At 58.1% G+C, this 20,912-nt stretch carries 21 protein-coding genes and 1 tRNA gene; 10 read left to right on the top strand and 12 right to left on the bottom strand.

The features are described from left to right. Positions 1 to 318 precede the first annotated feature (318 nt). A complete protein-coding gene (locus tag M0H32_RS09245) occupies positions 319 to 1,149 on the top strand; it encodes a pentapeptide repeat-containing protein (protein WP_248153293.1) in 831 nt (276 codons plus the stop codon). A 273-nt stretch (positions 1,150 to 1,422) separates the two neighbouring features. Here the strand turns inward: M0H32_RS09245 and M0H32_RS09250 are convergent, their stop codons facing one another. Further along, positions 1,423 to 2,226, bottom strand: a complete 804-nt coding sequence (locus M0H32_RS09250) for a MipA/OmpV family protein (protein ID WP_248153294.1) — start codon at positions 2,224 to 2,226, stop codon at positions 1,423 to 1,425. Positions 2,227 to 2,452: 226 nt separating this feature from the next. On the opposite strand from M0H32_RS09250, the gene M0H32_RS09255 reads away from it, so the two are divergent. Next, entirely contained in the window at positions 2,453 to 2,749 is a 297-nt protein-coding gene (locus tag M0H32_RS09255) for a YggT family protein (protein WP_248153295.1), read from the top strand. 224 nt (positions 2,750 to 2,973) lie between these two features. On the opposite strand, the gene M0H32_RS09260 is transcribed toward M0H32_RS09255, so the two are convergent. The 4 genes from M0H32_RS09260 to M0H32_RS09275 form a co-directional block, all read right to left on the bottom strand. Continuing rightward, positions 2,974 to 3,168, bottom strand: a complete 195-nt coding sequence (locus tag M0H32_RS09260; protein WP_248153296.1) for a Trm112 family protein — start codon at positions 3,166 to 3,168, stop codon at positions 2,974 to 2,976. Between the two features lie 30 nt (positions 3,169 to 3,198). Continuing rightward, positions 3,199 to 3,876, bottom strand: a complete 678-nt coding sequence (locus M0H32_RS09265; protein ID WP_248153548.1) for an LON peptidase substrate-binding domain-containing protein — start codon at positions 3,874 to 3,876, stop codon at positions 3,199 to 3,201. Positions 3,877 to 3,959: 83 nt separating this feature from the next. Then, entirely contained in the window at positions 3,960 to 4,940 is a 981-nt protein-coding gene (gene trxA / locus M0H32_RS09270; RefSeq protein ID WP_248153297.1) for a thioredoxin, read from the bottom strand. A 137-nt stretch (positions 4,941 to 5,077) separates the two neighbouring features. Beyond that, the gene (locus tag M0H32_RS09275) at positions 5,078 to 5,599 is read right to left on the bottom strand and encodes a prolyl-tRNA synthetase associated domain-containing protein (RefSeq protein ID WP_248153298.1); all 522 of its coding nucleotides are present in this window, start codon (positions 5,597 to 5,599) and stop codon (positions 5,078 to 5,080) included. A 244-nt stretch (positions 5,600 to 5,843) separates the two neighbouring features. On the opposite strand from M0H32_RS09275, the gene M0H32_RS09280 reads away from it, so the two are divergent. Beyond that, positions 5,844 to 5,918, top strand: a tRNA-Gly gene (locus M0H32_RS09280). 204 nt (positions 5,919 to 6,122) lie between these two features. On the opposite strand, the gene M0H32_RS09285 is transcribed toward M0H32_RS09280, so the two are convergent. Further along, positions 6,123 to 6,329: a helix-turn-helix domain-containing protein gene (locus tag M0H32_RS09285; protein WP_248153299.1), complete on the bottom strand. Its 207-nt coding sequence runs from the start codon at positions 6,327 to 6,329 to the stop codon at positions 6,123 to 6,125. Positions 6,330 to 6,470: 141 nt separating this feature from the next. Here M0H32_RS09285 and M0H32_RS09290 point away from each other — a divergent pair, with 141 nt between their 5' ends. Next, a complete protein-coding gene (locus tag M0H32_RS09290; RefSeq protein WP_248153300.1) occupies positions 6,471 to 7,190 on the top strand; it encodes a hypothetical protein in 720 nt (239 codons plus the stop codon). A gap of 57 nt (positions 7,191 to 7,247) precedes the next feature. After that, entirely contained in the window at positions 7,248 to 7,805 is a 558-nt protein-coding gene (locus M0H32_RS09295) for a hypothetical protein (RefSeq protein WP_248153301.1), read from the top strand. A gap of 200 nt (positions 7,806 to 8,005) precedes the next feature. On the opposite strand, the gene M0H32_RS09300 is transcribed toward M0H32_RS09295, so the two are convergent. From M0H32_RS09300 to M0H32_RS09325, 6 genes are all read right to left on the bottom strand, one after another. Further along, positions 8,006 to 8,170, bottom strand: coding sequence for a hypothetical protein (locus tag M0H32_RS09300; protein WP_248153302.1), 165 nt, complete (start codon positions 8,168 to 8,170; stop codon positions 8,006 to 8,008). A gap of 236 nt (positions 8,171 to 8,406) precedes the next feature. Continuing rightward, positions 8,407 to 9,645 (bottom strand): tyrosine-type recombinase/integrase, encoded by a 1,239-nt coding sequence (locus M0H32_RS09305; protein ID WP_248153303.1) that lies wholly within the window; start codon positions 9,643 to 9,645, stop codon positions 8,407 to 8,409. A 374-nt stretch (positions 9,646 to 10,019) separates the two neighbouring features. Then, positions 10,020 to 12,197: a VapE domain-containing protein gene (locus M0H32_RS09310; protein ID WP_248153304.1), complete on the bottom strand. Its 2,178-nt coding sequence runs from the start codon at positions 12,195 to 12,197 to the stop codon at positions 10,020 to 10,022. Beyond that, the gene (locus tag M0H32_RS09315) at positions 12,197 to 12,478 is read right to left on the bottom strand and encodes a helix-turn-helix transcriptional regulator (protein ID WP_248153305.1); all 282 of its coding nucleotides are present in this window, start codon (positions 12,476 to 12,478) and stop codon (positions 12,197 to 12,199) included. Before M0H32_RS09315 ends, M0H32_RS09310 begins: the two co-directional genes overlap by 1 nt. Before the next feature lie 478 nt (positions 12,479 to 12,956). Further along, positions 12,957 to 13,130 (bottom strand): YegP family protein, encoded by a 174-nt coding sequence (locus tag M0H32_RS09320; RefSeq protein WP_248153306.1) that lies wholly within the window; start codon positions 13,128 to 13,130, stop codon positions 12,957 to 12,959. Between the two features lie 127 nt (positions 13,131 to 13,257). Further along, complete coding sequence (locus M0H32_RS09325; protein WP_248153558.1) at positions 13,258 to 13,509, bottom strand: hypothetical protein; 252 nt, start codon at positions 13,507 to 13,509, stop codon at positions 13,258 to 13,260. 180 nt (positions 13,510 to 13,689) lie between these two features. Between M0H32_RS09325 and M0H32_RS09330 the strand changes: the two genes are divergently transcribed. From M0H32_RS09330 to M0H32_RS09350, 5 genes are read left to right on the top strand one after another with little or no spacing between them, the layout of a single operon-like run. After that, entirely contained in the window at positions 13,690 to 14,316 is a 627-nt protein-coding gene (locus M0H32_RS09330) for a restriction endonuclease subunit S (RefSeq protein ID WP_248153307.1), read from the top strand. 11 nt (positions 14,317 to 14,327) lie between these two features. After that, on the top strand, positions 14,328 to 15,854 hold the full coding sequence (locus M0H32_RS09335; RefSeq protein WP_248153308.1) for a type I restriction-modification system subunit M: 1,527 nt from the start codon (positions 14,328 to 14,330) through the stop codon (positions 15,852 to 15,854). Further along, positions 15,844 to 17,166, top strand: coding sequence for a restriction endonuclease subunit S (locus M0H32_RS09340; RefSeq protein WP_248153309.1), 1,323 nt, complete (start codon positions 15,844 to 15,846; stop codon positions 17,164 to 17,166). Before M0H32_RS09335 ends, M0H32_RS09340 begins: the two co-directional genes overlap by 11 nt. Continuing rightward, positions 17,163 to 20,132: a type I restriction endonuclease subunit R gene (locus M0H32_RS09345; RefSeq protein ID WP_248153310.1), complete on the top strand. Its 2,970-nt coding sequence runs from the start codon at positions 17,163 to 17,165 to the stop codon at positions 20,130 to 20,132. The genes M0H32_RS09340 and M0H32_RS09345 overlap by 4 nt, the downstream gene beginning before the upstream one ends. Further along, positions 20,129 to 20,869 (top strand): M48 family metallopeptidase, encoded by a 741-nt coding sequence (locus tag M0H32_RS09350; protein WP_248153311.1) that lies wholly within the window; start codon positions 20,129 to 20,131, stop codon positions 20,867 to 20,869. Before M0H32_RS09345 ends, M0H32_RS09350 begins: the two co-directional genes overlap by 4 nt. Positions 20,870 to 20,912 lie beyond the last annotated feature (43 nt).

Consider the following 20,912-nt stretch of genomic DNA (forward strand, 5'->3'; position numbering starts at 1 on the left):
AAAGTCTGAACAATTCCAGCATCTTGTGTTCTGAGTTGCTTCAAGGCCCAGATATTGTCCGGTTTTGCCTGACAACCAATTGGCAAGGCTTTTGCGTTTTGGTGAGCACGCTGATTGTCAGGTAGTGCGTCGTCAGCGCTTGATGTGGTTGGAAGAAGCGGGCATCTGCGACCCCGCCCGTTTCTTCCCTCCCTCGCCTTCCGCGACCAGATTGTTTCTCCCGGCATTTGCACTTTTTTCAATACACTGTCAGTCCAGGGACCTTAAACTGTCGCAATGGCGACCTATTTCTTGGGAAGACAGTCAAAAGGACAGAAGATGAGCGACAGGGTAACCCGACTGCTGGCAGGCTGTTTCGGTCTGATGGCGATGCTGAGCGTTGCAACCGCGGTTGAAGCCGGTAGCGACGCGGAACGGATGGCGGAGATCAAAAACAAGGGCGGTTGCCCGCGCTGCGACCTGAGACTTGCCGAACTTCGTTTTCTGTCTGTCGAGAATGCCGATTTTGCCCGGGCCAACCTGCGCGAGGTCGATCTCAAGGAAGCCGTGTTGCGGAATGCTGACTTCAACCGGTCCGATTTCCGCCGCACGGAAGCCGAACGCGCTGATTTTTCCGGCAGCGATTTTTCCGGCTCCAACATGCGCTCCGTCGACCTGGAAAAAGCCAATCTGACCGACACCGTCTTTCATGGCGCTGACCTCCGCGATGCGGATCTCAATGCAATCATCGCCAATGGCGCGAGTTTTGAGGAAGCTGACCTGAGGAATGCGTATCTCTTCAGAGCCGTTGCGGATGGTGCCTCGTTCAAGGACGCTAAACTCGACGACGCCAATCTGGAGCGGATGACGCTGACCAATGCGAATTTCCAGGGCGCGCGGCTGCGCCAGGCGAAGCTGGACCGGATCCATGCCCATAATGCGGATTTTTCCGGCGCGGACATGTCAGGCGTGCGCCTGGTCAGTTCCGATCTGACCGGGGCCAATCTGAGGGATGTCGATTTTGACGGGGCGCTGCTGCGCCGGACCCGCCTCGTTGGCGCGGATCTGACCGGCGCCTACAATCTCGATCCCGACCGCATCCTGGGCGCCTGCGGCGACGCCACGACCAAGCTGCCGCAGGGCATTGAGCTGATCGAGTGTTCCCATTGAGTGCGCAAAAGGGCGCTTTGCACGACTGCGGACTTCGGATTTCGCCGAACTTCCAAGAAACTCTTTCTGCCCGTCGTCATCCCGGACGCAGCGCAGCGTAGATCCGGGATCGGGGCGCCGACGCGTTGGTGCGTGAACACGCCTCTCTGGCTCCCCGGTCCCGGCTCGCGCTTCGCTTGGCCGGGAGGGCGATGGAGAATGATGCCGACAAAAAAGGAGGCTATTGGCCTCCCTTCGTCTTGGATTTTCGGTTTTTCTAAAAAATTACACCGATCACTTGAACAGGTCGAACGCGAACCGGTAGGTCATGCCGACACCGACACTGAACTGGTTTTCGCTGCCGTTCCTGGCGATCGGGCTGTCGGCCGCGTCGCCGATCAGGCGATCGTAGCCGCCCTGAAGATGCAGGCGGACATCGTCGTTCCAGTCATAGCTGGCGCGGGCAGCCAGGCCGACGCTCTTGAAGCCGCCACTCGGATTGTAGCGGGTCAGACGGCCACCGCTGTTGGCGGCCTCGGAGGCGCTGACGCCGAAATAGGTGTCCATATAGTCGTCGGAGGCAAAATCGGCGCGCGGGCCGAAGCTGAGTTCCCATTTTGCCGCCGGATAGACGATGCCGTCGACGCCGAGCTGGCCGACCTGGCCGGTGTGGCCGTTGATGCCCTGGCGCAGTTCGGCAAAGGCCCGGAAATGCTCAGTGCGGAAGCCGCCGCCGAGACCGAGTTCGAGCGCCCAGTCGACGGTCTTGGTGCCGGTCAGGTCCACCGAGTCGCTGGCCTTGCGTTCGCCGATGAAATTGAACGAGGGATAGAAGAATACGCCGGCCTTGCGGCGGCCGTCGACCACCTGGCCGAGGCCCGGGAAGTAGAACCGGCCGACGGAGACGATCGGGAACGGATAGACGAGGTAGGAATCAGCCGATTCGTAGCGCGGCTGAACCGAGGCGCCGACACCCAGGTCGATCACGAACTGCCGGTTGGCATCCTCAGTGGACAATTCGCCGCTTTGAGCCAGGGCGGCTCCGGACACGGCGCTCAGGGCAACGGCCAGCGCGGCACGCGACAACAGCTTCAACATCAAAACCCATCCAGCAGGAGATCTCTTTGGCTGGAAGATAGCACGGCAGATGCTGACTCAAACCCTAAGAATTCGCGGTTTTGCCGCACTGTTGCATTTTGGCACCTAAAGTGCCGCGACCAGCCAAGAGACAAGGAATTCGGCATTAACCGGCTTGCCGCCTTGCGGCACCGCTGTCAGGAAGCTACATGAGAAGGAAAATCAAAGCTTCGAACTGGGATCGTACATGAGCGCATTAGTCGGATCGTTATTGGATGTGGTGGGCCTTGCCCTCTATCTCTATTCCCTCGTCATCATCGCCAGCGCGATTTTCTCCTGGCTCTATGCCTTCAACATCGTCAATTCGAGCAACCAGTTCATCAACACGATCGGGCGGGTGCTCTACAATCTGACCGAACCGGCGCTCAGGCCGATCCGGCGTTTCCTGCCGGATCTGGGCGGGGTCGATATTTCCCCGGTGATCCTGCTTCTGATCATTTGGTTCCTGCAAAGCTTCATTGCCCGGCTCAGCTACGGCATGTAAGGCTAGGCGTTTGCGCGGTTCCAGAACATAAGAACCTCGATTTCGTCATCCCGGGCGAAGACCCGGGATCGGAGATCCGAGGTGTGTCGATGGATCGTGGAGCAAAGGCCTTGCTCTTCTGGCTCCCCGATCCTGGCTCGTGCTTCGCTTGGCCGGGATGACGCAGGATAGATATTTGTCTCAAAAGAGTTGAATTGGGGAGCTTGTCCGAGGTCGTCTTTGCCTCAGTCCTCAAGCTTGCGAGCCTCGTCCGGCAGCATGATCGGGATGCCGTTGCGGATCGGGTAGGCCAGCTTGGCGGAGCGGGAGATCAGCTCCTTGGCATCCGCGTCATATTCCAGCGTTGTCTTGGTCAACGGGCATACCAGCAGCTCCAGCAGCTTGCGGTCCACGGCGCGTTCGGTCGGTTGCTCGTTCATCTTCCATAGGCCTTCGGCTCGCGGCGCACGTTACTGAAGGGTCGTGCCGCCGTCATTCTGTGATTTGGCGAGATCCATTTCCGTGATCGCGATCAGCGTTTCGGCACGTGTCCTGAGATCGCGCGCCTCCAGAAGGGCCTGTTTTTCCTGTGGCCCGTAGGGGCACATCATACAGAGCGCATTGACCAGCACCTCCGTCTCGGCTTCCGAAACGCTCTGCCAGTCGGCTTCCAGATTGTTGGCGTCGAGATAGTCGCGCAGGGTTCTCAAAAGCCCGTTGCGGTCGACCTCCTCCTCGCCTTCGCCGCATCTCAGGTCATGGGCAAAGGCGGCGAAATCACACTCGACTTCCCGGAACTTGGAATAGGTCTTCAGCTCCTTGCCGAGCGCGAAGCGGGTGATGCCCTGCAAGGTGATCAGATACCGGCCGTCACCGGTCTCCTGAAAGCTGGTCAGGCGGCCGACACAGCCGACGCTGGCGAGCACCGGCGTGTCCTGGTCCTCGGAATGGCGGTCGGGTGAGGGCTGGACCATGCCGATCAGCCGATTGCCGGCGAGCGAGGCGTCGATCATGTCGATATAGCGCTGCTCGAAGATGTTCAGCGGCAATTGCGTGCGCGGCAACAGAAGGGCGCCGGACAGCGGGAAAATGGGCAGGATCGGCGGCAGGTCCGCGATGGTCTCATAGATGGCATTTCCCGCCTGCATTTCAGCGCCTTCGTTGTTGTCGTTATTGCGGCAGACCGCCGTTCTCAAGCTCTGTCCCTAATGTGTGTCAGATTGGATTTTCGTCAAGAAAACAGCACGGCGGAAAGCTTGCGGCGGCCATAGGCGCTGGCCGGGTCCTTGAAGCCCCAGGCTTCGAAGAACTGCAGCAGCTGCTTGCGGGCGCCGTCCTCGTTCCAGTCCCGGTCGCGGCGGACGATTTCGATGAGCTGGTCAACGGCACCGTTCTTGTCGCCCTTGCCGTTGAGGCCGAGGGCGAGATCGAAGCGGGCCTGAAGGTCGAGCGGATCCTTGTCGATCCGCTCCTGCAGCTCGGACAGATCCCCAAGGGAGGCAGCCTGCTCGGCGAGATCGAGGGCGGCCTTCGCGGCCAGATAGGCCTCGTCTTCGCGCTTGTCTTCCGGCACCAGATCCAGGGCCTGGCGGGCGCGCTCCGGCTCACCGGCGCCGAGATAACACTGCGCCAGGCCGGAAATGGCGGCGACATTGTCCGGTTCCATCTGCATCACGGCGCCGTAAAGCTGGGCCGCCTGACCGAAATCCTTGGCGACCAGCAGCACTGCCGCCTGCTCCAGCAAGGCGTCGGCCTGGTTGACCGGCGCCGGACCGCCGAGCTTTTCGATAAACGCCTTCACCTGGCTTTCTGGCTGGGCCCCCATGAAACCGTCGACCGGCTGGCCGTCCTTGAACGCGACCACGGCCGGGATCGACTGAACGCCCATCTGGCCTGCGATTTCCGGATAATCGTCGATGTTCATCTTGGCGAGCTTCACCGTGCCGCCGGCCGCTTTCACGGCGGCTTCGATGATCGGTGTCAGCTGCTTGCACGGGCCGCACCAGGGTGCCCAGAAATCGACGATCACCGGCTGCTGCCGGGAGGCTTCCATGACATCGGCCATGAAGCTTTCCGTGGTGACGTCGAAGATCAGGTCGCCGCCGCCGGCCGGTGCGTCGCCGCCGCCATTGCCACCGCCATATCCGCCGCCCATGCTGCCGCCGAAACCGCCGCCAACCTGACCGCCGATGCTGTAATTGCCGTTGCTCATCCGCCCGCCTCAAAATCTGTTGCCGGGACGCTTTGGCCCCGCTTGAATGTGAAAACCGTCAAAGGCCTGTTGTTGCCCCTAACATGGCGCCATCGCGCCCGAATTACAAACGCGCCGCGCGCGATTGTCGCCCGCTCTCAGAGCCCGGCGGCCTTGGCCTCTTCGCTGACCGCAAGCACCTGTGCCTCATGACCGCAGGCCTTGGCGAATTTCAGCAGGTCGCCGGCCGAGATCGTCGTCGTGGCATCGTTTTTGAGCGGATGATAATTCAGCATGTCGTGCTGCATCATGGCCGCGTCGAAAACCGGGGTGACCCGTTGTGCCTCGCGGTCGTTGATCAGCGAGAAGGGGGTGACCGAGCCTGGTTCGACACCCAGCACCTCCATCAGGAGCTCGGCATTGCCGAAAGAGACGCGGCCCTGCGCCCCGATGACCTGGTGCACTTTCTTCAGGTCGATCTCCGCGTCATGCAGAGCGACGATCAGGAACAGGCGGCTCTTCTTGTCCTTCACGAACAGGTTCTTCGAGTGCCCGCCCGGGATCCGGTCATGCAGGTCGCCGGATTCGGCGACGGTGAACACCGGCTCGTGATCGACGGTGGTGACCTCGATGCCGAGATCCTGAAAAAAGGCCATGAGGTCGTCGCGGCTCGCCGGCATATGTTTTTTCCCGAAAATTTTACTGCTGCCGCGCTCAATAGCGCGATTTGGCCGGTGGCGACAAGGGGTTTGATGCACAAAAAGCGGCAGAAATCCGCGATTTTCCGGCGTTTCCTCCCCAGAAAGTCCACAGAAAGACAGCTAAGAAATTTTCTTCATTTTCGGTGTTGCAATCCGTCTCAGCATAGTTCATATACTGCGCCACCGACGCCGGGGCGGTCATCGCCCAGGACACGGTCACTATGCGGGTGTAGCTCAGGGGTAGAGCACAACCTTGCCAAGGTTGGGGTCGAGGGTTCGAATCCCTTCGCCCGCTCCAAATTCTAAATAAACAAAAGCCGCGGCTCTCCGCGGCTTTTGTTGTTTTTGGCCTTTGCTTCTTTTCACGTTCAACAGCGTCCAGATGGCCAGGGTTACCGCGCGGTTACGAGATGCTTAGTTCGACACAACGTGAAATCGCACTGTCGCCGCAGTTGATTAGTTTCCGGCAAAGACCATTCTAGATTGGTATCGACCGATGCTCTCAGGAGGCGCTCGTTTCTGCCATACGGATTATGTCGTGTGGGTCGGTCCCAATCGCTCGGCAAATCTCTATGAACTCAGCCGCGTCGAGCCGTCGTTCTCCAAGCTCAAACTTGGAAACAAAAGTTTGTCGCTGGCCAAGCCGCTTCCCCAACTCGACCTGTGTCAGCCCAGCATCTTTCCTCGCCTGCACGAGCAGGGTGATCATTCGCTGATAGAGTTCGGAACGAAGTGAAGACAATGGAAACGCCAGTGCAAGGACCAGCGCTCCAATAATACCCTAAATTAAAGTACCCCAAATTAGGGTATTCTGACATGCTTGCTCCGATTCACATTCGGAGTAAATGACGTGAAGCATCAATACGTCGGCGACATCAACGATTATCGAAAGTATGCACTTTTGAGAGCACTGTCAGCAGACGGAAAGAACCGAATTGGTGTTTGCTGGATGCTGACGCCCCCAGACGGAAGCTCCGACGGCGGGAAGCTCGCATACCTTCAACAGGCAAATCGCTATCGCCATTTCGACCCGACCCTGTTCGATATTTTGGCGCACTCAGCCGCCGAGCCAGATCAGCGGCGATTGCAGACCATTGAAGACAGCGACGCGATCTCCGGGGCTGCCTACTTCAACGATATACTGCCTGACGATCGTGTTGGCCGTGCGAGTTTCATGACACGCTGTTCGTCGCAGTTCCGCAACGCGGATCTGGTATTTTTCGATCCGGACAACGGACTGGAAGTATCGTTGCCGAAGGGGCGAAAAAACTCCTCCAAATATCTTTATCTCGATGAAGTGGCTGCGTTCTACGACCATGGCAAGTCACTCCTGATCTACCAGCACTTTCCCCGCATCGAGCGCTCAACGTTCATGGCCCAAAGAGCTGAACAGCTCCGATCCGTCGCTGGAGACTGTGCCATATGGGCCTTCACCACCGCCCATGTGGTGTTCTTTCTGCTTGTCCATCCAGAGAGCCCCGCGCGACTTGCCATTGCTGTGATGGAGGCCTGTGAGCGCCTGAAACCGGAGTTTATTCGCGGGGAGAACGTTCCTTGCGCCAATAATTGACGGCGATTTTTACGCGTGTTTCGATTTCCGTCTTTCTTCAATTACTTGGGAACGGAAATGACCACGAAACTGCTCACCTGCACCGCACTACTGCTTGGACTGGCTCTCACTGCCTGCAATTCCGTCGAAACCAAAACATCGCTGGTGACGCCAACCACACATAGCGTCAGGACAGCCGGTCCAGGCGACGTGGTCATGAGCTTCGGGTCGCGCCGCTCTCTGCCCAATGCATTTGGGAAGGCAGACGCCTTCGGCCGCACGACCAACGCGGGTGGAACGACCGTTCGCTATGTTGGAAGCCGTGGGGGCAACGCGATATTCGAGCGGACAGATGTAGCGGTCACAAGCGACGCAACCACCATGAGCGAAACACCAGTCGTTATTCCGAGCACCACCCGTACAAACATCAGCGGAACCGTTGGAACAGTGCCGGTTTCGGGGACGGCCACATCAACTTCTTACAAATTCATCCCGGCGCGAGGATCGTCGCAATACGCAACGCAGTCACGCCCAATCCAGTTTAGTCTCGGCAAGGGGCAAAGCGTGAAGGTGTCCGGCAGGACGCTGCGAGTCGTTGGTGTTGGAGCTAGTTCAGTCGACTACCGCATTGAGTGAATTCGGCTGTGACGTACGTAAGCATATTGTGCGGTAAGCGTTCCAGGCCCAAACGGGTCCCCCGGCAGCTGCTCAGATGGGACCCGTGCAAGGGGGGAGGGTTGAAGCAATTCCCCCGGAAAGCAGGGGCAAACAATTGCGCGGGCATCGGCAACACCGATGCCCGCGCTTTTCCGAATATGCAAGGGTGAGTGGTCAGCCTACCATTTCTGGTCTACGGCAATGTGGTCTTCGCACTCGCATTGCCCGAATTCTTCAAACGCCCATTCAAGCTCCTCAGCGGCGAGGCGCATCAGTTCCGCTGCCTTCTCCAAAGGAAGCCATTTCTCTTTGTTGGTGCGCTTGTCTCTAACCAAGACCTTCATGGCGATCTCCTGTGCTCAACAGGAGAGGAAAACATGGCGAGAATTTCTGCGCAATTATCTCAATAATATCAGACATTTAATTAAGGATTTGATATTGCAGGCGCGCCACATACCGTTCCTGTAGCCGCAGCGCGCAGGGCAGCCACTGCAGCTGGGCGGTAGCAGGGGGCGCAGGAAGCGGCCCCCGCCAGCGTGCGTACGGCGGGCAGGGCGCGGCGCACGCAGGGTACTGCCCCCTAGCTGCTGTAGGCCCTGTCCAGCGCCTCAATGGCAGCGCTGCCGTTTCGAACGGCTTGTGTGTAGTGGCCGAGCGTCACGGTTGGATTGGCATGACCGGCGATCTGCGCAACCAGTCCCACCTCAATTCCTTGCGCTTGCAGGGTGGAGATGAAGGAGTGGCGTGCGGAGTGCGGCGTCACGTAGGGCAGGCCAAGCCTTTTGAACGCGGGTGCCCAATAGCGTTTCCGGAAGTTCTGGTAGAGCAGCGGGCCACCGCCTCCAAGACGCGGCTTCGGCCACTCCTGCAGCCTTCCAGGGCCAGGAAAGACGCGGTGAAGCTCCTTACCGTTCCTCGGGCAGCGGACGCGCCAGTCGAGGAGCATCTCGCGCAAGGTGGCGCTCATGGGGACGTCCCGTGTCCCGGCTTCTGTCTTCGTCATTTCCGCTAGCGAGCCGTCACGCTCTTGGATGCGGCGGATGCGGATGACACCGCGCTCGAAGTCCACTTCGCTCCACAGGAGGCCCAACTGCTCAGAGGGCCTTGTTCCGGCGAGGAAAGCGAAGGCGTAGTAGACACCGTGTTCAGGATCCTTCTTGGCCGAAGCTACCAGCTTGGCGATATGTTCAGGGGTTAGGATGACCTTCTTCCGCTTATGTCGCGCACGCGGGAGGCCAGTCGGCATGGAAGGCGCGCGGGAGCCAAAGTCTTCCTCTGCCAACGCCAAGATTGACTTGAGGTGGGATTTGGCCCTGTTCGCGGTATAAGCCCCGCACTGCTCGGAGACGGTCTTGTGCCACGCGCGGATCATGGCCGTGTTTAGGTCCGTCAGCTTCACGTGCCCCAGAAGTTTGATGAAGCGAGCACCTTTAGGGGCAATGCCATTTTCGGTGTAGTCCGCACGTTCTTGCTTGGTGCCGATAAGCAGAGGCCCACGGATCGCGCCGTTCGCCACCACTTTGTAGCCCTTCAGGGTCGAGGCCTTGACGCAGCCGTCCTTTGTTCCAAGCCAATGGTCGATAGCTTCTGCGACAGTTGGGGCTTTGCGCTCGTCGAAGAAGTTCCCTTCTGCCACTTTCAGCAAAAGGCTGTTCCTGAAAGCCTCTGCGTCCTTCTTCCGATTGAAGGCGCGACGGCGGCGTTTGTGTACTTGCGGATCCTGATACTCGCAGTACCACTGCGGATAAGTGGCAATGGTCCCGTTTTTGAGTTTGCGACGGCGGGTCGTCGAAGTGATTGAGACATTGAAGTTTTTCATGTTCTTGCTCTTTCCAAATGAAAAAGCGACGAGGAAAACACGGCGGCGTTACCCGCACAAGTAATCGCCGAACGCCTCAGAAGGCGCTCGAAGCGACCACAGCGGTAACCGCGCCGGTAACCTCTGCCGTGGTTTGATTTGGGAGGCCGCGAGACGCCGCGGCCTCTAGGGTTTCGAATTCCCGGCTCAACGAGGTTGAAATCGCGGTCTGACAAAGCTCAGAAAACGACCCTGCTGTTCCACGCTGCCTGGTGGCACAGTGGCGGCGGTGGCACAGCCTGTACTAGGGCCGCACCTGCTGGTGCTGCCCGGCTGCACCCGCCGCTACACACCAGAAATTCCTGAGGGACATGCCACCAGTGCCACCGCCACCACTAGAATGGCGTCATTTTTGAACCCGGAATAACACCGTCGTCAGTGTGGTTTTCTGGCTTCGGGCGCCGGAAGCCTCGGGCAGTCTTCCCGCTGACTTTGAATTTACCTGTTTCCCAACCGAGTTCACGCATCAACGCTGAAAGGCGTTTCATGTGTCCGTTGTGTTGGCGGTCAGGTGGAATACTCAAAGTCTCGGCGAGGATGTCGGCGGTCAGAACACGAACTTCTTCGCCAAACGCCTTGCCATCAATTTGCGTAAGCTTTTCAAGCCAAGGGTCTTCTTCAAGGCGTTCGTCTTGCTCTACGGAAGCGAGAGCCCACAGGTCTTTTGGCAGGATAGTGCTTTCCCCGTTCTGCTCAAGCTTGGAGGCTTCGGCCCATAACTGATCTCTGTCAGCTCGAAGCCTTTCAAGATCGATTTCACCGGTCTTTACAGGCAGGAACCGCCGATTGCCGGTTCGGTCTTTCAGGTACCTTTCTTCGTTGGTCGTGCCGACGAAAATTGCCTGCCTGGGCCGTGCGACCGAAAAGCGCGCGTATGACATGCGTGCGCGGTCGACCGACCGTGAGGCGAACGCCTTCATTCGTTCAACTTCGCTTTTGTTCAGCCCGGACATTTCGCTAAGCTCATAAATCCAGACGCCTTCCATGGCTTCTATTTGGGCCTTGGTGTCGAGCGTCAAGATTTCGTTGTCTGAGTGGTTTTCCGGGCCCGCCAAAATTGTGAGGGCGGTTGACTTGCCTGTACCCTGCTTTCCTTCGAGAACGACGATGGTGTCGAATTTAACGCCAGGTTCCCTTATTCGTCTTACGGCCGCGACGAGCAGGATTTTACCAATTGCCCGATTGAGTGCCGTGTCTTCGGCGCCAAGGTATGTGGTCAGCCACGTGTCGACGCGAGGCACACCGTCCCAACTCAACCCGTCGATCATTTGGCGTATAGGGTGAAACGCGTGTTCTAGGCTAAGCTGCGTCGCGGCGTCTCGTACATTTTCGGCTCTTGGATCGAAGTTAAAGGCATCAATGATCAGCCCGCGCAAAATTGCGCAGGCGTCGTCGCTGATCTCCCCCTGTTGTTCATCGAGCAAAGCTCCGTTGATGACTTTGCGATGCCGAAAAAGGTCGTGCGAAAAGCTGATGTCAAGCCGCTGAAGCGCAACTCTGGTGTTACGCATTGTTGGTTTGGGGTTTCCGAACTTGTCAGGGTCGGGCCAGCCGTCTGACATAGCTGCCAAGGCAGATCGGGCTTGGCGGCGCGCGTAGTGCTCGGGCTTCTTTTTGTCGAGAATTGAGTCCGAAATCCCGAATGCTGGATTGATAAGCACACCGGCAATCGTCAGCTCAGAACAGCCCGCGCGCGCAAGGTCGCAAGCCACCCGAAAAACTGTCTCACTCCTGGAGCGAAAGTGCGGGGTCCCACTATCTCGGGGTCTGTCAGGGTCGTCGCCCTCGGTTATCAACTTGCGTGTGAACGGCAGAACACTTGTGGGAATCGCCTCCAAGCTCACTGAAAGCAGGGCAGCGTCTTGCGAAATTGCGCCTTTCGGTCCTGCTGGTTCCGGCCCATCGCCTTGGGGGAAGTCATCCAGCGAATAACTCAATGACCAGTCTGCTTTCACGATGTAAGCGAGTGTCGACTCACGACCGTTTGCAAGCTTCTTTGCGTTCGGAAGGTTCACGGTTCCGGGCAAGCGCATGATCCGGTCGATGTTGTGACAATTGTCGCCACCAAGCGCTTTCGCTACAGCTTGGTTTATGGCTTCAACGCGAACTAAATCGTCGCTAGCTTCGGCCAGTTTCCAATAGTGGTGGTAACCGCCGCCAGAGAATACAGTCACTGTTGGCGGAGGGGTGAAATCCGAAATGCGCTTCGCCGCATCGAGGTCATCGATGTCGACATGCACATAATGTGCACTGAGGACGTCTTCCTTTCTTGCCTTTTTGTTCAGGACGTTTGGGCGCAGCCCATTCACATGCAAATAGAGATTGTCGACACCTTGGCGTTCATCAATCCACTCGCGCATGTCCTCGTCTTCGAAGGGCTGAAATGTGCAGGCTTCAACGTGCCCTTTGTTCGAGATGGCAACAAGGTGGCGGGGTTGGCTTGGGAACATGTCTTCCAGAAATTGCACGGCAGCTTCTGTGTCACCTTCAGGAAAAATCGCATTTTGAGACATTATTCGCCCCCTCCCTGACGGCAGGAGTCGATGTACGCGATCACTTCGGACAGCTTGACCAGCTTGCGCGAGTTGAAAGGTGTGTAACTGGGAATATCGCCGCGCTTAACAGCTCGCTGCAGCTGCCAATACTTGGCGCCTACCGCGTTGGCGGCGTCTTTCAGATTGAGCAAGCGTTCAGCCGTTGTTCCAGGCGCAGCGCTCAGACTAGGCAAGTGGAAAATTGTTTCCATCACATCTTTCCCTTTTGGGGCAGAGATGATGGCGGCGCGAGCAGTCACAGTGCATCTCTACCCAGTGAGTTTTGGGTGTAAATGCGACTGGCAGCGCTCTGCAGAGCCTCTCAACCTTGCGGATCGGCCACACACCAGCATACGCGTCGGTCGTTTTGTCTGAAGCGCTACATCATGAAGGCAGCTCTCGCTGCGCGTCAGCACACTTCATCAGTAGCTGGTGCAATTTAGGCCCGTTCACAACGCGTTGTAAAGGATTTCCGCATGTTCACGTTTTGTGGTCAGTCAGAGCGTCGAAGCGCTGCCGTTATGCGCCCGCCCGCGTAGCAGCGCTGCTGTGTGTAGCTTGGATATATGGGAACGGCAGGGCACGCGACGTATAGGTTACGCTGCATACGGTAGGCTTATCAGTTTGACCTCGTATGTCCGATCACCAGGCTTCGTCTCGTTTCGACTTATTCTCCGAAACAAGAAGACACCCCGCGACCTTGCGATCGCGGGGTGTCTTCGTTGGTGTCGGTTACTCTCAAGTGCGGTCGATGACGCTCGCGCCCGGTGCGATGCGCTTGGCGGTTGCCGCCCCGCGTTCGGCCGACTGCTTGGTCGTGTAGACCTCGGAGTGGCAGAGAACCTCTCCGTTGCCACCCTTCAAGCGCCAGTAGTAACCGTTGGATGCTTTCAGCACCTCGAACATAATCATAGCCCTCCTTGGGCCAAATGAGGTCCGACGGAGCACCGGACCATTGACTGAAATCGAGGGGCCAGCTAGAAACGTGTTGTTCAAGCACATTTGCTAGCGGGGCTCCGCCCCTTTTGGAAGCCGGCTGTTACAGCAGCCGGTTCTCCATCCATGCCGCTTTCGGGGTCAGGTAAGGACCCTGCGGCGGCAGTTCGTCGTCATCGGCTGCCGAGATTCCGGGAAACCTGGTCCCGTCCTTTATCTCCGCGATCCGCCCCTGATTCACTCCGAAGAACGCTGCGATGTCATGGTGACGATCGCCCCGCTCGATCATTCCGCGAATGAGGGCCGCATCCGATGCCGTCAGTTTGAGCCCGCTCGGCTCAGCGCGTGTTGCCATATATTACTCCTTGGCTGTTTCGTTCATGCCCGATTCCCAACCGGACAACGACTATGTCGCAGACTCAGCGGCGCGTGTCAACTTCATTTTCATGGGAAATTGAAAAAGTATGCGACTACGTTTTACGTAATCAGACAAAACGTATTGACATACATAATTTCTAATGCGACATAGGCGTCCATGATGGGGAGCGCAAATCCGCAGGAAATGATGAGTGATGCGACGCGTCTTGGCGACATTGCCGAGGTGTTCGCCGGTGTAGGCGTATCGCGCGAAGAAGCAGTGCAGCGGGATGGTGAACAGCTACCGATGATCGGTGTTCGCGATCTTGTTGATGATGCTGTTTCGCCAATCGAGGCATTAGATACGGTCGGTTTCGATAAACCCCAGCGGGCAGAGAATTATCGCGTCCAGACAGGCGACATTCTTCTGACCGGGCGGGGCACCGCGATGAAATTCGGCCTGGTCGGGCCGGAGACGGAAGGCGCGGTCGCGAGCAGCAACATCATCGTGGTGCGCCCGGCGTTTGGCGTTGTCGGCGCTGCGCTCTATGCCCTGCTTTCCAGCGAAGCATACAGGCCGAAGATCGAATTGCTACGCCGGGGCTCGACGACGCTTCTGTCGCTCTCGGCCAAGGATCTGAAGCGGCTGGAACTCAACCTGCCGCCGCTGGAAGAACAACACCGCATAGCGGCGATTATGCTCGAGACGCGCGATGCCTACAGGAATGCGATCCGTGCCGCCGAATTGCGGCGCGATCTCGCCCGCCAACTGATGAACCAGCGGCTGTTCGGCGAGAAGAATTAGGGGAGATGGGAATGGAAAAGCTGACGCGCGACGCGCTCAACAATCATCTTTGGCAGGCAGCCGACTATCTGCGCGGCTCGATCGACAGTTCGGACTACAAGGTCTACATCCTCGGCTTCCTGTTTCTGAAGCGCCTTTCCGACCGCTTCGAAGAAGAGGCCACGGAGCTCATCCGCGACGGTCTTCCGGCTGACATTGCCTATAGCGATCCTGACGAGCACGAGTTCTTCGTGCCGGAGCGTGCGCGCTGGAACAAGATCAAGAAGACGACGGTCGAGATCGGCCAGACGCTGAACAAGGCATGCGAAGCGCTGGAAGACGCCAATCCGGCGATTGAAGGCGTCCTCGTCAACATCGACTTCAACAGCGAATCCCGCCTTGGTGACCCCAAGAACAAGGAGGTCGTCCTTGCAGGCCTGGTCGACCATTTCTCGCGCATCAATCTCGCCAACCGGTCGCTCTCCGAACCGGACATGCTGGGCCGGGCCTATGAATACCTGATCGAATATTTTGCCGATGACGCAGGTAAGAAGGGCGGCGAGTTCTATACCCCGCACCAGGTGGTCAACCTGATCGTGCAACTGCTCGATCCTGCACCCGGCATGCGCATCTGCGACCCCACCTGCGGTTCCGGCGGCATGTTGATCCAAAGCGCGGAATATGTCGGTACCAAACAAGGCAAGCGCCTTGGCGAGTCGATCAATGTCACGCTGCACGGGCAGGAGCGCAATCTCGGCACATGGGCCATCGCCAAGATGAACCTGCTGCTGCATGGGCTGCGCGATGCCCGCATCGAGAAAGGCGACACGATCCGCAATCCGCGCCTGCTCGATGGCGACGGAAATCTCATTCTCTATGACCGGGTGATAGCGAACCCACCCTTCTCGCTCGACAAGTGGGGTGCGGATGAAGCAGGCGGCGAAGGCGAGAAGGTGAGCTTCAACCGCTTCAAGTATGGCATCCCGGCCAAGAACATCGGTGACTATGCCTTTGTGCAGCACATGCTCGCGACGCTCAACAAGGATGGCGTCTGCGGCGTGGTCATGCCGCATGGTGTCCTGTTTCGCGGGTCCGGCGACGGGCGCATCCGCAAGGCGCTGCTGGAGGAAGACCTGATCGAGGCGATCATCGGCCTGCCGGAAAACCTGTTTGCGGGAACCGGCATTCCGGCCATCGTGCTCATTCTCAACCGTAATAAGGCGCCGGAGCAGCGCGGCAACGTTCTCTTCATCCACGCCTCCAAGGAATATGAGGAACGGCCGAAGAAGGCTGTGCTCGGTGACGGCAATATCAGGACAATTGTCGATACCTATCGCAACCGGATCGAGACGGAGCGTTTCAGCCGCATCGTTCCCATGACCGAGATCGAGGAGAATGACTTCAATCTAAACATCTCGCGCTACATCGACACGCTCGAACCGGAAAAGCCCATTAACGTGAAAGCCGAGCTGGACAAGCTCTGGGAAGCGGAGAAAGCCCGCGACGCTGCCGAAGCCCGCATGAATGAGCTGCTGAAAGAGATGGGCTATGTCGGTTGAAGTCCCCTCCGGTTGGGCGGAAATCAGGCTCAAGGAGATTTGCCGGGAAATTGAGGTGCCTGTCGGAAGTGGTCCCCGCCTACCCTTGCTTAGCGTAACGAAAGGCGGCGTTGTTCCCCAATCCGATACCTACGGCAAGGAAATCGCCAGCGCCGACGTCTCTCGATACAAGGTTATCCAGCCTGGCCAGTTCGCCATGGCGCCAATGGCAATGTACTACGGTGCTGTGGGCCGATTTCACGGCAATTCACCTGGAATGATCAGCCCTGCATACAACGTTTTCGTGCACGAAGCGGGGGTTGACCCGTCATACTTGGAAGCTTTGATACGGCTTCCACGTATGGTTGGGCGATACGAGGCGCTTAGTCAGGGTGGCAATCTTGAAGGCAAGCGAAAGAACACATCCTTCTCTGATTTTGGCTCGATCCCTGTTTTTATCCCTCCCTATGCCGAGCAGTTGGCCATCGCCGAAGTCCTGCAGTCGGTCGAGGACGCAATTGCGCGCAAACGGGAACTGATCGGCACTCTTGGCGAGAGCAAGAAGGCGGTCATGCGCGAGTTGCTGACCAAGGGCATTCGCCGCGCAGGTGTGCCCATGAAAGACTTGCCTGAACGTTGGGTTCTGGGCCGCGTCGCAGAAGGGATCGAGCAAATCCCGACTGACTGGAAGATGGTCCGTCTCACCAGTGTCGCGAAGCTCGAAAGCGGTCACACGCCTGACCGAAAGCAGGCCCATTATTGGGAAGGCGATATTCCGTGGATATCGCTGCAAGATGCAGATGCGCTGACACGGAACACGATTTCCGAAACTGCGGAAACCATTGGGCCTGAAGGTTTGAAGAATTCTTCTGCAAGGATGCTTCCGACAGGGACTGTAGTGTTTCAACGAACCGCCAATGTCGGACGAAGTTCGATCATGGGCCGTGAGATGTGTACCAGTCAGCATTTTGCAAATTGGGTTTGCGGCCCAAAGCTGGTCCCCGGATACCTGATGCAAGTCTTCCGTCACATGCAAAGAGAATGGCAGCGCCTCATGGCTGGATCGGTGCTGCCGGATATCTACATGCCGCCGTTCAAGCGTCTCCAGATCCTGCTTCCACGAAAGGACGAGCAGGAAAAGATTGCGGATGTCGGTGAAGCGTTCGATCGCCGCATAGAAACGGAGAAACGTTCACTCGCCGAACTTCAGAATACCCGCGCTGCGCTGGCCCAGGAACTTTTGTCGGGAAGGCTGCGCCTCCCCGCCGCCATGATTGCCCGGTTTGAGAACCGGCAGGCGGAAGCGTCAAAATCCGAAGCGGTGACTGCATGAACACCGACCGCGACCGGCTGGAAAGCGAGTTTGTCGAAGACCCGGCAGCCGACCTGCTGCGGGTGCTGTTCGATTATCGCGAACTTCTGCCCGGCGATGTCGCGAGCATGCGCGATGGCCCAACCGATGTCTTGCTGACCCGTCGGCTCGAAACCCAACTCAAGACCCTCAATCCATGGATTGATGAAGACGGCATACGCCGCGCCATTGCCGCCATCACGCGCATCTCGGCCGTTGACCTGATTGACGCAAACGAGAAAGCCTACACCGCGCTGACCTATGGCATCACGCTGCCACACACGGATTCTGCCGGACGCCGGCAGGACCGGAGCGTGCGCTATTTCGATTTCGATAAGGAAGACAGGAACACATTCGAGTTTGCCCGTCAGGTCACAGTCAAGGGACCGCGTCAGGAGATCGTCCCGGATATCATCCTCTATGTGAACGGCATTCCCCTTGTGGTGATCGAATGCAAGTCGCCTGCACTGTCGGACCCGATAGGCGAAGCACTGCGCCAGTTCCGCCGCTATGAGGGGCGTGAGGAGTTTCAGGGTCTTGGCGCGCCGCGCCTGTTCGAGGTTTCGCAGCTCTCGCTTGCCCTTGCGCGTGATGTCGCCAAGAGCGGAACGACCGCCACGCCACCCCGCTTCTGGGCTGACTGGCGCGATCCGTACCCCATGAGCAGCGACGCATTGTCCTCGCGGCTGGGCCGGACCCCGACACCACAAGATGCCCTGCTTGCCGGAATGCTGGCGCCGGAAAACCTGCTCGATCTGGTCCGCAACTTCATCATCTTCGAGACCATTGAAGGCAAGCGGATCAAGAAGATTGCCCGCTATCAGCAATATGTGGCGGTGGGCCGGACCATCGAGCGCATCCGCTTCGCCCCCCGGCCGGAAAAGCGCGGCGGGGTGATCCACCATACTCAAGGGTCAGGCAAGTCGCTGACCATGGTGTTCCTCGCCATCAAGCTGCGCCGGTTGCCGGAGGCCGAAAACCCGACGCTTGTGATCGTCACCGACCGGACCGAACTTGACGGCCAGATCACTGGCCAGTTCCAGCGTGCGGGCTTCCCCAATCCGGTTCAGGCAGAGAGCGGCGAGCATTTGCGCGATCTGCTATCCGGCGGGGCGGGCACCACGGTGCTGACAACGGTTCACAAGTTCCAGTCAGCTGTTCCGAAACGGACCGACGTGATCTCGGAAGGCGAAAACATCTTTGTCATGGTTGATGAAGCGCACCGCACCCAGTATGGCGCATTGGCTGCCCGCATGCGCGCTGGCCTGCCACATGCCACCATGATCGCCTTCACAGGTACGCCGATTGACAAGAAGGACCGGGCGACCCGGCGTGTGTTCGGCGACTACATTCATCGCTATCTCATTCACCAGGCGGTGAAAGATGAGGCAACGGTCCCGATCTTCTACGAGATGCGGGATGCCCGCATGCGCGTTCATGGGCGGGAACTCGAAGCCGATATTCGCAATGCATTTCCGGAACTAAGTGACGAGGAGATCCAGAAACTGAAGCGCGGCACGCGCTTGCAGGAGAAGGTGGCCGGAGCGGAACAGCGGGTGCGGATGATCTGTCAGGACATTCTGGCCCATTACTGCTCAACGATTGAACCAAACGGCTTCAAGGCGCAGATCGTGACAGCCAGCCGCGATGTGGCCGTTACCTATGTCGAGACGCTTCGCGATCTCGGCGCGCCGGAATGCGCCGTGATCATGTCCACTGCCAACAATGACAGCGCGCGGCTGCAACGGCATCATCACTCCAAGCGCGAGCGCGAAGACCTGGTCGCTCGCTTCAAGCGCAAGAATGATCCGCTGAAGATCCTCGTTGTCTGCGACATGCTGCTGACAGGCTTTGATGCGCCGGTTGAGCAGGTGCTGTACCTCGATGCGCCTTTGCGGGAGCATACGCTGCTCCAGGCAATCGCACGCGTGAACCGGACGGCCGACGGCAAGAAGTACGGACTAATTGTCGACTATTGGGGTGACAACCGCCGCATCTCGGAAGCGCTCGAAATGTTTTCTGAGGACGACGGTGTCCTCTCGGCCATGCGCCCAGCTTCGGAGAAATATCAGCTTCTTGAAAGCCGCCACCGGGCAGCAATGCGCCTGTTCGACAATATCGACCGGACTGATGAGGAAGCTTGCGTGCTTCTGCTGGAGCAGGAAGACATTCGCGCCCGCTTCGAACTCGACTACCAGCGCTTCGCGGAAGCGATGGATATGGTGCTCCCCGATCCGAAAGCGTTGGAAGAGCCCTATGCCAGCGACCTTAAATGGTTGTCGCGGGTAAGGGCAGTTGCGCGCCGGACGTTCAGCGACGAGCGTTTTGATGTACGGCCCTATGGCGCAAAAGTCGGTGATTTGATTGCCTCGCATCTTCAATCGGAAGGTGTCGAACAGCTCTTGCAGCCGACGGACATTCTCGATCCCGCATTCCTGCAAAGCGTCGCCGAATTGCATTCGGAAGAGGCCAAGGCTGCCCGGATAGAGCATGCCATTCGGCACGAAATCCATGTCCACCGGGAAGAAAACCCGACGGCCTATTCGTCGCTGTGGGAAGACCTAGAAGAGCTCATATCGCGGCGAAGGACTGACCGTGTCAGCGCGGCAAGCCAGCTTGCCCGGCTGGACGAACTTGCCAGCCGTTCGGCAGAACTGCGACGAGGTTCAGTAGGATACCACTTGTCCGGAACATCCGGTGCCATCCTGCCGCTGATAGACTTTGCGCCCGACGTCGATGAAGCGACGCGCCAGGAAATCGCAACCCATATCGCAACCGATCTCGAAGAGATGGCCCAGGTCATCGACTGGCAAATGAAGGAAGACGTGCAGCGCCAGATGCGCCGCAAGATCAAGGAGCATCTTCGTTCGGCCAAAGCGGACTTCAGTGCGATGGAGGCATCAACCGCCAAGATCATGGATGTGGCGCGGGCAAGGCTTGTAAAATGAGCACAGCGCCCGAGCAAAAGTTTTCCTATGGCGGCGAGACGATCACCTATCGACTGGAACGCACGTCTCGCCGGAAGACGGTCGCAATCTCCGTCGGGTTTGACGGAATACGGGTGCTTGCGCCTGTGGACATGACCGACAGCGATGTGAATGGTTATGTCCGGAAAAAGGCGCCTTGGGTCCTCAAGAAGCAGTCAGCCTACCGCGATCTGGCGACCGAAACGCAGCCGAAAGAGTTTGTGAGCGGGGAGAGCTTCCACTATCTCGGTCGGCCTTACCGGCTTCGGGTGATTGAAGATCCGGCAGCTGTCTTGACCCGTGTGGCGGCGCGCGGCCAAACGCTTGTGGCCCCCGTCTTGCCACAGCAGAACGAACTTGTCCGCCGATCTGCAATTCGCTCCGGATTGCGCCATTGGTACATGGAAAAGGCGAAAGCTCGATTTCCCGAGAGGCTCGAAATTGTCAGTTCCGATCTTGGCATTTCCCCCCCTGCCCTTCGTGTCGTCGATCAATCAAAGCGTTGGGGAAGTTGCGACAAGAGCGGCAAGATCAGACTGAATTGGCGCCTTGTCATGGCTCCGACGTCCCTCATCGACTATGTCATTGCCCATGAAGCTTGCCACGTCCTCGAACACAATCATTCGCATCGTTTCTGGCGTTCACTTGAAACAATCATGCCGGATTATGAAAGCAGGATTGAACGATTGGACCGGATTGGGCACCGGCTGATTTGGTAGGCGCACCACGAACACGAATTCGCATAAGATCGATTATGACAAT

Origin of the sequence: Roseibium sediminicola, assembly GCF_023156505.1 — a bacterium.
GTDB classification, from domain to species: domain Bacteria; phylum Pseudomonadota; class Alphaproteobacteria; order Rhizobiales; family Stappiaceae; genus Roseibium; species Roseibium sediminicola.